10 protein-coding genes and 2 pseudogenes are annotated in these 12,206 nt (G+C 46.8%); all 12 read left to right on the top strand.

Features of this window, described 5'->3' with window-relative positions; all coding sequences use genetic code 11:
* Nucleotide 1: 1 nt before the first annotated feature.
* The 12 genes and pseudogenes from NNC77_RS14630 (at nucleotide 2) to NNC77_RS14575 (ending at nucleotide 11,932) form a co-directional block, all read left to right on the top strand.
* Nucleotides 2-2,200, top strand: a complete 2,199-nt coding sequence (locus NNC77_RS14630) for a heparinase II/III domain-containing protein (RefSeq protein ID WP_254971599.1) — start codon at nucleotides 2-4, stop codon at nucleotides 2,198-2,200.
* Nucleotides 2,201-2,215: 15 nt separating this feature from the next.
* Complete coding sequence (locus NNC77_RS14625) at nucleotides 2,216-2,557, top strand: cupin domain-containing protein (RefSeq protein ID WP_117693322.1); 342 nt, start codon at nucleotides 2,216-2,218, stop codon at nucleotides 2,555-2,557.
* 7 nt (nucleotides 2,558-2,564) lie between these two features.
* Nucleotides 2,565-4,028 carry an MFS transporter gene (locus tag NNC77_RS14620; protein WP_254971601.1) on the top strand — a complete coding sequence of 488 codons (1,464 nt, stop codon included), beginning with the start codon at nucleotides 2,565-2,567 and terminating at the stop codon, nucleotides 4,026-4,028.
* Nucleotides 4,029-4,074: 46 nt separating this feature from the next.
* Nucleotides 4,075-4,830, top strand: a complete 756-nt coding sequence (locus NNC77_RS14615; RefSeq protein ID WP_117693318.1) for an SDR family NAD(P)-dependent oxidoreductase — start codon at nucleotides 4,075-4,077, stop codon at nucleotides 4,828-4,830.
* Between the two features lie 17 nt (nucleotides 4,831-4,847).
* Nucleotides 4,848-6,074, top strand: coding sequence for an alginate lyase family protein (locus NNC77_RS14610; RefSeq protein ID WP_254971603.1), 1,227 nt, complete (start codon nucleotides 4,848-4,850; stop codon nucleotides 6,072-6,074).
* Between the two features lie 21 nt (nucleotides 6,075-6,095).
* Complete coding sequence (locus tag NNC77_RS14605; protein ID WP_117727524.1) at nucleotides 6,096-7,091, top strand: alpha/beta hydrolase; 996 nt, start codon at nucleotides 6,096-6,098, stop codon at nucleotides 7,089-7,091.
* A 148-nt stretch (nucleotides 7,092-7,239) separates the two neighbouring features.
* Entirely contained in the window at nucleotides 7,240-8,262 is a 1,023-nt protein-coding gene (locus NNC77_RS14600; protein WP_117727525.1) for a sugar kinase, read from the top strand.
* A 234-nt stretch (nucleotides 8,263-8,496) separates the two neighbouring features.
* Nucleotides 8,497-9,162 (top strand): bifunctional 4-hydroxy-2-oxoglutarate aldolase/2-dehydro-3-deoxy-phosphogluconate aldolase, encoded by a 666-nt coding sequence (locus NNC77_RS14595; protein WP_117693310.1) that lies wholly within the window; start codon nucleotides 8,497-8,499, stop codon nucleotides 9,160-9,162.
* 25 nt (nucleotides 9,163-9,187) lie between these two features.
* The gene (locus tag NNC77_RS14590; protein ID WP_254971605.1) at nucleotides 9,188-10,549 is read left to right on the top strand and encodes an NAD(P)-dependent oxidoreductase; all 1,362 of its coding nucleotides are present in this window, start codon (nucleotides 9,188-9,190) and stop codon (nucleotides 10,547-10,549) included.
* Nucleotides 10,550-10,575: 26 nt separating this feature from the next.
* Nucleotides 10,576-10,769, top strand: a pseudogene (locus NNC77_RS14585) (5-dehydro-4-deoxy-D-glucuronate isomerase); the annotation flags it as partial.
* Between the two features lie 11 nt (nucleotides 10,770-10,780).
* Nucleotides 10,781-10,933: pseudogene (locus NNC77_RS14580) on the top strand (gluconate 5-dehydrogenase); the annotation flags it as partial.
* Complete coding sequence (locus NNC77_RS14575; protein ID WP_254986897.1) at nucleotides 10,916-11,932, top strand: hypothetical protein; 1,017 nt, start codon at nucleotides 10,916-10,918, stop codon at nucleotides 11,930-11,932. The pseudogene NNC77_RS14580 and the gene NNC77_RS14575, both read left to right, overlap by 18 nt.
* The last annotated feature ends 274 nt before the right edge of the window (nucleotides 11,933-12,206 follow it).

Raw genomic sequence — 12,206 nt, 5'->3', positions numbered from 1 at the left:
TATGAAACGACTATTATTAATCTTTTTCTTCTGTGCTTTGGGGCTTGTTGCTACCATGGCGCAGCATCCCAAACTCTTGCTTACTCAAGAGGAGTTGGGATATATGAAAAAACATATAAACGAAGTTCCTGCTTTCGGACGAGTGGTAGACGACTTGGTGCAAAAAGCTGATGAGGCTTGTGCTGCAGCCATACAAGTTCCTACTCCCATCGACGGCGGTGGAGGTGCAGTACACGAGCAGCATAAAAGCAACTACTATGCAATGTTTCATGCAGGATTGGCATATCAGTACACGGGCAACAAGAAATATGCTGACTTCGTGGCTCAGATGCTTATGGAGTATGCGCAGAAATATCCTAAGTGGGGGCTCCATCCTGTCAGCTTGTCGCCAGTACCTGGTCGTCTCTTCTGGCAGACGCTCAATGAGAGCGTGTGGCTCGTTCATACCGCAATGGCGTACGACTGTGTGTATGATGCCCTGTCTGCCAAGCAGCGTAAGTTCATAGAGAAAAACTTACTCTTTAATATGGCAGACTTCATTATGAACGGCTATGGGGAGCATAAGCGCAACCATGAGATGTTCAACCGTATGCACAACCATGCCACATGGGCCACTTCGGCAGTGGGTATGGTTGGCATGGCTACTGGCAACCAATCATTGGTGCGCAAGGCTTTGTACGGCACGGATGAAACAGGCAAGAATGGTGGATTCTTGCGCCAGATGGACTATCTCTTCTCTCCTGACGGCTATTACACCGAAGGGGCTTACTATCAGCGTTATGCCATCTGGCCCTTTGTGGTGTTTGCTCAATGCATCGATCATTGTATGCCCGAGCTTAACGTCTTCCATCGTCGTAACGGAATCCTTGTGAAGGCATTAGATGCTTTGGTGCAGATGTCATACGAGGGAGAGTTCTTTCATATCAACGATGCTCTGGAGAAAGGTCTTTCTGCTCAGGAGATGGTTTATGCTGCCAATATCATCTATGGTAAGTTTCCTGAAAACAAGTCGCTGTTGGCTGTGATGAAAAACTATCAGACTTATGTTCTGCCTATAGCTGGAGGGTTTATGGCGCAGCGCGATATGGCAAAGGAGGAATCTCATGCCCTCGTACAGCGCAGTTGTGTGTTGAGCGACGGAAGAGATGGTAAGGATGGCGGTTTTGCTATCATGCGACCACGCAGTTCTGAGTACAATAGTGCCATCACACTGAAGGCTACATCGCAAGGTATGGGACATGGACACTACGACAAACTTGCCATGGCTTACTACGACAATGGGCACGAAATATTGACCGACTATGGAGCTTCGAGATTCCTCAACATAGAGGCAAAGCATGGCGGACATTACACCAAGGAGAACAATACCTATGCCAAGCAGACCATTGCCCATAACACGGTGGTGGTGGATCAGAACAGCAACTATGGCGGTAAGCTGAAAGTGGCAGAGCAGTATCATGCTAACATTGTTGAAGCTGACTTCTCTCATGAGGGTTGGCAGATGGTGATGGCTCGCGATACCAATGCCTATCCTGGTGTAGACATGCTGCGAACTATCGTCTATGCCAAGGTGCCTTTCCTCGAACGCCCTCTGATATGCGATGTGTTCAGATTGAAGTCAGACAAGGTGCACGACTACGATTATCCGTTGTGGTATAATGGTCATCTGGTATCGGTAAATTATCCTTATCAGCGTAACTTAGATCAGATGGCGCCTCTGGGTCAGAAAGCGGGTTATCAGCATCTATGGCTTGAGGCTACAGGACAGAATACCGCTTCATCGACTTCATGCCTTACGTTCTTTAAGGCCAATCGATTCTATTCAGTCAATTATGCCAGCAGCCCTACTTCTGAATTTAAGTTTGTAGACCTGGGAGCTAATGACCCTGACTTCAACTTACAGCATCGTTCGGGCTATATCATCCGCGAGAAAGGCAAGAAGAACCACACCTTTGCGGTTTCAATAGAGACTCATGGAGAGTATGATGTCTTGCGCGAAACCTCTCGCGATCTCATCACCTCCTGCGAGAAACTGGAGATTCTGTTTGAGGACGACTCTCAGTTGGTGTTGCATGGTGTGTATGCTGGTCACGACCTCTTCTTGCTGTTGGCTGACGATGAGGCTCATGAACATACCGTACAGGTAGGCAACAAGATATTCCGATGGAATGGAAGAGTAGATATTCAGTATAATTATTAATAAAAACGAAAAGATATGAAAACAAAGAGTGAAGTATTTCAGATTGCAAAGGAAATGGGATGGGAAAATCCTGGTCCTGGTATCAAGCGTCAGATTATGGGCTATGATGGTCAGCTGATGATGGTAAAGGTGGTTTTCGAAGAGGGAGCCGTAGGTACCATGCACGAGCATTATCACAGCCAGGCTACTTATGTGGCAAGTGGCAAGTTTGAACTCACCATTGGCGATGAGAAGCGTATCTTAGAGGCAGGCGATGGTTATTATGTAGCTCCAGATGAGTTGCATGGATGTGTTTGCCTGGAGGCTGGCATCTTGATAGATACATTTAGTCCGATGAGGGCAGACTTTTTAAAGTAATAAGTGCATGAAAATAAAAGGATTGCGATGGTATATCATCGGACTTATCATGATGATAACCATCATCAACTATTTGGATCGTGGCACCCTGAACTATATGTGGGTGGCTAATATCGATTATGAGCTGGTGGAAAAACAGCCTATCGATATGAGTTCGAATGTGGCTGTGAAAACAGATAAGGGCTATCGCCTTTTCTCTACGCGTGGCGATGACATGATAGTAGATGAGGGTAGTGTGACCATCAAGCAGAAAGATGCTGTAACGATAGTTACCAACAAGGAGGGAATAGCCATTGATCTGGGACTCATTGACCGCAACGATCCAGACGCTTCGAAGAAGGCAAAAGATATCTTGGGCGATATCACTATCTTCTTTATGATAGCTTATGGTATCAGTCAGCTCGTGTCGGGCAGATTATATGATAAGGTGGGCTGCCGTAAGGGATTCTTTGGTAGTGTGCTGATATGGGGATTGGCTGACGCACTGGCAGCATTCTCTACTGGCAAGTTCTCGCTGACGGCTTTCAGAATGATGCTCGGACTGGGCGAGGCAGGACCTTGGCCTGGCACTACAAAGAGCAATGCGGAATGGTTCCCACAGAAGGAGAGAGCCTTTGCACAGGGACTTTTCGGTGCGGCAGCATCTATAGGTAGCATCTTTGCTCCTGTATTCATCCTGATGCTGTTTATCAGTTTCGGCTGGAAGGTAACCTTTGTCTGTGTTGGTTCGTTGGGTTTGTTGTGGCTCATTCCTTGGCTCGTTATCAACAAGAAAGGTCCTAAGGAGCATCCTTGGATTACAGAAGAAGAGCGCCATTACATCTTGAGCAATCAACCGGAGAAAAAGCCTCAGGCAGATACTCATTGTAAGACATGGGGTGAGTTGCTGAGCGAAAAGAAAAACTGGTCGGTCATCTTGGGACGTTTCTTCCTCGACCCTATCTGGTGGATGTTTGTCACCTTCTTGCCTCTCTATCTGGCTGATGTTTTCCACCTTAATATTAAAGAGGTGGCTTTCTCTGCATGGGTTCCTTATGCGGGAGCAGCTTTGGGAAGTATCGTGGGTGGTTGGTATTCTTGTTGGCTTATCAATCGTGGACATACCATCAACTACGCACGCAAAAATGCCATCTTAGTGGGTGGAGCTATCATCATTCCTTCCATCATCTTGGCCATTATGTCTTCCTCAGCTGTGTTGGCTGTAGTATGGATGGCGTTTGTGCTGGGTGGATTCCAGTTCTTTATGACCAATCTGCAAACCATTCCGTGCGACTTGCATCGTGGTAAGAATGTTGGTTCGTTGGCAGGACTGGGTGGTGCATCTGCTGTGCTTGGCACCATCTTGGCAATCTTGTTCTCAAGCTATATCACCAACTGGGCTGTTTTGTTCAGCTTGTTGGGAGCGCTGGTTCCATTGTCTTGGCTTGCCATCTTCCTCACAGTGGGTGAAATCAAACAAATAGATAAATAAATAGAAAAAATACAATTAATACAAATAACCAAATTATTAAATTAATATGAAAAGATTTGAAAATAAAGTAGCCATCGTTACTGGTGGTTCAAGAGACTTGGGTAGAGCAGTATCAGTGCAGTTGGCAGCCGATGGTGCCAAGGTTTGCGTTAACTATTTCGGTAATGAGGCAGCTGCCAAGGAGACTGCTGAGTTAATCAGTCAGGTAGGTGGCGAGTGCATTCTCGTGAAAGGCGACATGACCAAGGTGGCTGATGTGAAGAATCTTGTAGCAGAGACTCAGAAAGCCTTTGGCGAAAAGATTGATGTCTTGGTAAACGTAGTAGGCGGTATGGTTGGCCGTAAGAAGATTGCCGAGCAGGAAGACGACTGGTATGACATCGTAATGGATGTTAATATGCGTTCTGTATGGTTGGCTACTCGTGCTGTTGTGCCTTTCATGACAGCTGGTGCTTCTATTGTAAACTTCTCTTCTTTGGCTGCTCGTGATGGTGGTGGTGCTGGTGCTTCGCTCTATGCCACATCTAAGGCTGCGGTTTCTACCTTTACTCGTTCTATGGCTAAGGAGTTGGGTCCTGATGGCATTCGTGTCAACGCTGTTTGCCCTGGTACGATAGCTACATCTTTCCACGACATCTTCAACACTCCTGAGAATCGTGAGCGTATGAAGGGAAACTATCCTCTGCGTCGTGAGGGTCAGGCTGATGAGGTGGCTGACTTGGTATGCTACTTGGCAAGCGATAAGGCTTCTTACATCACAGGTGCCAACATCGATATCAATGGTGGTGTATTCTTCTCATAATAAATCGTAGATAATAAATGAGAAAACTCATAGTATTACTGGTCTTTGCAGGGGCTTTGGTCTCTGCAAAGGCTCAGATTCTGCCTCTTGACAAGCAGCGACTGTCTGCTCTTAAAGAGGCTTATCTGCACAACAATGAGCAGGCTGTTAAGATGGTTGGCTTCTATGAGGGGATGGCGGTTAAACTGATGAAGGACAAGGCTCCTACTGTCAAGTCGAAGATATTACCTCCCTCTAATGATGCTCGTGATTACATCTCTTTGTCTCGCTACTGGTGGCCGGATACGACAAAGAAAGACGGACTCCCTTATGTGCGACATGATGGTAAGGTGAATCCTGAAATCGATTCTTATATGAGCGAGAAGGCTATGGTGAAAATGGCTAATGCCGTAGACTGTCTTTCTTTGTTATATTATGTCACAGGCAAAAGTTTGTATGCTGAACATTGTGCGCGTTATCTGCGTGCATGGTTTACCGACAGCATCACGGGTATGAATCCCAATATGACTTATTCACAGTTCATCCCTGGACGCACCAAACTTCGTGGTACGGGCATACTGGATGCGCGTCATGCTTGTAGAGCTCTGTGTATGTCGGCTCTCATCAAGGATTATGCTGGATGGACAGAGCATGACCAGACACAACTCACTGAATGGGGAAAGGCTTTCTTGTATTGGATGGAGCACAGTACTCAGGGACAAATGGAGCGTAGAACTAAAAACAATCATGGCTTGTGGTTTGACGTGACGCACATGGAACTATTAGCTTTCTTGGGTTACGAAAATCGAATCAGAGAAGTGCTGCGCGACGACTTCATGCAGAAACTCAACAATCAGATAGCTGAGAATGGTTCACTGCCACAGGAGTTGGCTCGCACTTTGTCCTTGCACTATTCCACCTTTGTTTGTGAGGCATCTTTGCAGGCTTCTTTTATAGCTGCAGGTATCGGTGAAAATCTCTGGACTATGAAGACTGCTTCGCAAAAGTCATTGGCAGATGTCGTCGCTTTCTTGTATCCTTATTACAAGTCGCCAGAGAAGTGGACGTACAAGCAAATCAAAAAGTTTGATGCCCAACGTGCTACTCCTATCTTGCTCGAAGCAGGAAAGGCTTTGGGAAATAAAAACTACACCAAACTGGCTTATCAGCTGGGAATGACGGATAAAAGTGCTCTGTTGATGCCTTATTACGACGTTCAGATCAGTCGCTACCCCCATTTGGTAGAACTGCCGAAACATAAATGATTTATTGATAAGATTCAGAAAATGAAAAAATATTTATCTTTATTATGCTTGGTTTGTGCCATGTTAGGCACTGCTATAGGTGTGAAGGCACAGACCACTCAACTCACCAATCACTATGCCATGAAGCTGATAGAGGATGGACAGGGTGGGTATAAACTCTTGCAAGAAGCGCGTTATGCCAAGGCACGCATGGACATGAGTAAGCTTACTGATGTGCTGGTGCCATATAAGTATGAACCGCAAAGACTGACAAGCAAACTCTACAAGGGCGTAGAAACAGTAGACATCGTCTACAAGAAAGCGAATGGTTATGAACTGATTCTTTCTGTAGACAAGGCGGTTTCGGACAAGCCCGCACCTTTTATGATTTATCTGCATGGCGGGGGATGGCGCACTAGTAACAATGGTTCTTCTAAGGTCTTGTCGCAATATCTTGCCAAACAGGCTGGAATCACAGGCGTGAGAGTTTCTTATACCTTGGCGCCACAGCCAGGAGCCACGATTCAGGTCACGATACAGGATGTGATGGATGCGCTGAAATATGTGCAAAACCATGCCAAAGAACTTCATGTAGACCCCTCTTGTTTTGGATTCTTAGGTACGTCAGCGGGAGCTCATCTGGCAGCTGTGGGTGCCATGAAGTCGCAAGCCAAACTGCTGGTGGGCTATTCTGGAATCTATGATCTGCAGAAGGCTAAGATTACGGCAAAGACGAAGGATGCTCAGCGCATCGCTTATTTCGATCAGCTCAATCCTAAAACGCTCGCTGCCGTGTCGCCCATCAACCTCATCCCCCAGAAGAATATTCCTGCTTGTCTGCTCGTCTGTGGAACCTACGACTTGACAGTGGAGTGCGAACAGAGCAAGATGTTGGCTGATGCTGTAAAGCAGAAGGGTGGTGAGGCTGTGCTTTCCGTCTATCCTTTCTATGATCACAACTTATCGTCGAAAGGTTCAGACAAGATGGAGGAAATCTTTTTCAAATCGGCCGATTTCATACAGAAGAACTTGAAGTGATAGAAGCTTCTCTATGACGTGATAGACAGTTCTCGACGAGAATACTGTAGTATTAAGAAACTATACAAGCGTATCTTAAAAGATAGTCACATTATAACATAGTAGGTAACGAACAAAAAATATTAACGAACAAAATAAATATATATTTATGGCAAAGATTATAACCCTAGGCGAGATTATGCTTCGCCTTTCTCCAGTCGGTAACGACCGTTTTATCCAGTCAGAAACTCTTCGCGTCATCCCTGGTGGCGGTGAGGCTAACGTAGCTGTTAGTGTAGCTAATTATGGTCATGAGGCTTACTTTGTGAGCAAGCTTCCTAAGCATGAGATTGGTCAGATGGCAGTTAACGCATTGCGTCGTTATGGTGTAGATACAAGCTTCGTTGCTCGTGGTGGCGATCGTGTGGGTCTATACTATGCTGAGACAGGTGCTTCTATGCGTCCGTCAAAGGTTGTTTACGACCGTGCTCACTCTGCTATTGCAGAAGCTAAGCCAGAGGATTTCGACTTCGATGCTATCATGGAAGGTGCTCAGTGGTTCCACTGGAGTGGCATTACTACTGCTATCAGCGACAATGCTGCCGAGCTTACACGTCTTGCTTGTGAGGCTGCTAAGCGTCACGGTGTAACAGTGAGTGTTGACCTCAACTTCCGTAAGAAGCTCTGGACATCAGAGAAGGCTATCTCTGTAATGCGTCCTTTGATGAAGTATGTTGATGTTTGCATAGGCAACGAGGAAGACGCACAGCTCTGCCTTGGCTTTAAGCCAGACGCTGACGTTGAGGGTGGACAGACCGACGCAAGCGGCTATCACAAGATTTTCGAGCAGATGAAGAAGGAGTTTGGCTTCAAGTATGTTGTTTCTACTCTGCGCGAGAGCTTCTCGGCAACACATAATGGTTGGAAGGCTCTTATCTATAACGGCGAGGAGTTCTATGAGAGCCGTCGTTATGACATTATGCCTATTATCGACCGTGTAGGTGGTGGCGACTCATTCTCAGGTGGTCTTATCCATGGTTTGCTTACAAAGCCTACACAGGGTGAAGCTCTTGAGTTTGCCGTTGCAGCTTCGGCATTGAAGCACACTATTAACGGTGACTTCAACCTTGTTACAGTTGATGAGGTAGAGGCTTTGGCAGCTGGCAATGCTAATGGTCGTGTACAGCGATAAATAAAGGCTAAAAGCCTCACCTACGTCCCATCCCAATAGTGGACGATTTGTATGCTGATATTGCTTATAAAAGTTTTAATACAGCTTTTATACCTATAATATATAGCTGATAAAAGGAAGGAGAGAGCTTAAGCTTTATATAATAATAACTTTATTTTAAACAATAATTTGCCTAACATACCACTCCTCTCCCTATGGGGAAGGAGATGGGGGGAGGGCTTTTCATTTATCATTATGGCTAAATTCAACAAACAGCAGGTGCTTGCAAAGATTACCGAGACTGGTATGGTGCCTGTATTCTATAATAACGACGTAGAGATAGCAAAGAACATCGTAAAGGCTTGCTATGATGGTGGTGTTCGTGCATTCGAGTTTACCAACCGTGGTGACTTCGCTCACGAGGTATTCGCTGAGGTAGTTAAGTTTGCAGCTAAGGAATGTCCAGATATGGCAATGGGTGTAGGCTCTATCGTCGACGCTCCTACAGCATCTCTTTACATTCAGCTTGGTGCTTGCTTTGTAGTAGGTCCGTTGTTCAACCCAGACGTAGCTAAGGTTTGCAACCGTCGTCTTATTCCTTATACACCAGGATGTGGCTCAGTAACAGAGGTCGGTATGGCTCAGGAGATGGGTTGCGATCTTTGCAAGGTATTCCCTGGTGACGTTCTTGGTACTAACTTTGTTAAGGGCTTGAAGGCCCCAATGCCTTGGTCGCTTATCATGGTTACAGGTGGTGTATCTCCAGATGCAGATAACATAGCTTCTTGGATTAAGGCAGGTGCCAACTGTGTAGGTATGGGCTCTAAGCTTTTCCCGAAGGCCACTATCGCTGCTGGTGATTGGAAGGCAGTGAGCGACAAGTGCCGTGAGTCTTTGGCTTTTGTTGCACAGGCTCAGTAACTTTAAAAATAGGAGAGTAACAAGTATGAGTGAACAGGAAGAAAAGAAAGATATAAATTTCCAAGTGGTAAACGAGGGCTTCTCTACCCGAGAGGCTATTGAGGAGGCCAAGCGCTGTCTGCACTGCAAGATTCCGCAGTGTCGCAAGGGCTGTCCTATAGAGAATGATATCCCCGACTTTGTACACGAATTGTCCATGGGCAATATGGGTGCGGCGATGAGCATCATCAATGCCAAGAGCAACCTGCCTGCCATCTGCGGCCGTGTGTGCCCTCACGAGAAGCAGTGCCAGGGTCACTGTGTGCTGGGCAAGAAGGGCAAACCGGTGCAGATAGGCAAGTTGGAGCAGTTTCTCGCCGACTTCGATACCAAGATGAATCTCTCTCGTGAGCGCTTGCCACAGAAAACTCGTGGCAGGGTAGCCGTCATCGGTTCAGGACCTGCAGGTCTGACCGTAGCGGGCGATTTGGCTCGCCAGGGCTTCAATGTAACCATCTTCGAGGGACAGGCAGAGCCGGGCGGTGTGCTGATGTATGGCATTCCTGAGTATCGACTGCCTAAGAGCGTGGTGCGCGATGAGGTGAGCAAGATTGAGGCATTGGGCGTACAGTTTATCACCAAAAGCATGGTGGGTGAGAACAATGTTACCATCGACAGCCTGTTCCGTGCCGGCTATGATGCTATCTTCATGGGCACGGGTACCAGTGTGCCACAGAACATGGATTCCACACCGGGCAGCAAGCTCCATGGTGTGAGCCAGAGCACCTACTTCCTGCACAATGTGAATGCCTATAATGAGGGTGCCTTGACTAGAGAGATGGTGCCTCTGCGTGATGGCGAGAAGGTAGGCGTCATCGGCGGTGGCAATGTGGCGATGGATGCCGCTCGTACCGCTATCCGACTGGGAGCCGACGTAACTGTGCTCTATCGCAAGACCCAGGAAGAGATGCCTGCCATCCAGAGCGAGTATGAGGAGGCTGTGAAGGAAGGAGTGAAGTTTGAGTGGAAGACCACCATAGAGGCTTTCCTCAAGGGCAAGAATGGTAGACTCGGCAGCTGTGTGCTCAATACCCCAGAGGGCGAGAGAGTGGAGAAGTTCGACCGCATCTATCTGGCCATCGGTTCTCGTCCAGCCAATCGCATCGTGTCTACCACGGCAGGTATCGAGGTAGATGAGAAGGGCTATGTCAAGGTGGTGGAACGTCCATACGGTATGACCACTCGCCGAGGCGTATTTGCCGGAGGTGATGTGGTGCATCGTCCTCAGACTGTGGTTCTTGCGATGAAGGCAGCCAAGGAGGTGGCACAGGGCATCGCCCAGTATGTGGATGCCATCAAGCTCTTGGAAGAGGCCAAGCGCATTGAGCAGCAAGGCACCGTGGAATAGGTGCTTGCTTAAAATAATTGTTCAATTTATGCCACTTGATGGGCGAGCCACAGGAAACACGCCCATCAAGTGGATGGACAACGAGCAGGCTGTTATCTCTCCGCAATGGTCTATCCACTGCGCTGCTGGTACAAGCAACTACACCTTTATCTGGGGTATGGCAGGCGAGAACCTCGACTACACAGATATGCAGAAGATTAAGACTACTGATTTAAAATAAACAATACTACTATGGACAAAATGTTTTCACTTGAGGGCAAGGTAGCTCTCGTTACCGGTGCCGCTTATGGCATTTGCTTCGCTATGGCGGAGGCTCTTTATAATGCAGGCGCTAAGATTGCGTTCAACTGGCGTTCACAGCATCACATGGATCAGGATCTTGCCGACGATATGAAATATCTAATTTTGGCAGTTGTGATGTTACCATTGTCGGTGATGGCAGGTGAACCTGACGGAACACTCATTGCCGATGGTAAAAGCTCAACGACCTATCAACAGATTACTTCTTCGGGATATATGTATGAGTGTCCTGATTTCTCGCGCGACCATGCTTCTGAGCCTTTTCAGCACATACAGCAAGTCATGGATGAGACGCTGAAAAAATATGTGTTTCAGTTTTTCATTCATGCCCAAATAGATGATGACCGGGGCATTGAGAGTACTACCGATCGACAGCGCAACGAAATCAAGACTTTCGATAATTCGCCAGAGGCTATGATTGGCTTTGAAGGCGAAACGATGGTTTTCAAATGGAAGTTTCTGCTGCCTAAGGGATTGCTGACAACCAAGAATTTTACACATATCCATCAGTTGAAAGGCATCGACAATAAGGCTGGAACGGCTGATGTGTCTACGCCGCTCATTACGTTTACTTGTCGAACCACGGGTAGCGGGAAGAAAGAGAAGCAGGTGCTACAGGTAAGACATCATGATAGGCATACGGGGGCTCTGAAGACTATGGCTTCGGCAGACTTAACCTTACTGATGGGCCATTGGGTAGAGGTGACCGAAAGTGTTCGTTTTGGGGAGAAAGGGCTGTATTCGGTGGTTATTAACGATGTTAAAACTGGCGAGCAAGTGCTTCGCGTAGACGCAGAGTCTTGCGATATGTGGCGTACTGACTGTGCTGGACTACGACCCAAATGGGGAATTTATCGTTATATCGGCGATAATCGCTCGATGGAAGACCTGTTGCGTGACGAAGAACTCAGATACGCAGATTTCTCCATTCAGAAAATTATGCAACCTTCTCATATCTGTCAGACAATAGTGAAGAGAGTGTCTGAGCACAAGACTTATGATGCTTTGGGAAGGCGGACAGCTCAAGTCAATCGACAAGGTCTTATTATTATAAAAGGTGGCAAATACTTTTCAAAGAAATAGCAACTTATGATAACTAATCAGCCTGCGTGTGTCAATATTACCATTGGCACACGCTTTGTTATATAGGTATCGTAAACATTCAAGGGCGAGGCTCCCGATAGTTACATATCTTCGGCAAACTTCCAGTAAGGGTGTTTATTATCATCCTCAAATCAGCAACCTATTGGGTTTCGTGGGATTTTGCTTGTAAAACGACAAAAATTCATTTTATTGTACATATTCCTTGCATAACAGAAACGTCGCAGACACAAAATCCCCTTACCCCATAAAGCGA

The sequence above is a fragment of the Segatella copri genome (assembly GCF_024330485.1).
GTDB classification, from domain to species: Bacteria; Bacteroidota; Bacteroidia; order Bacteroidales; family Bacteroidaceae; genus Prevotella; species Prevotella copri_L.
Note: the sequence above shows the minus strand (reverse complement) of the source record. Positions and strands in the feature narration are given on the sequence as shown.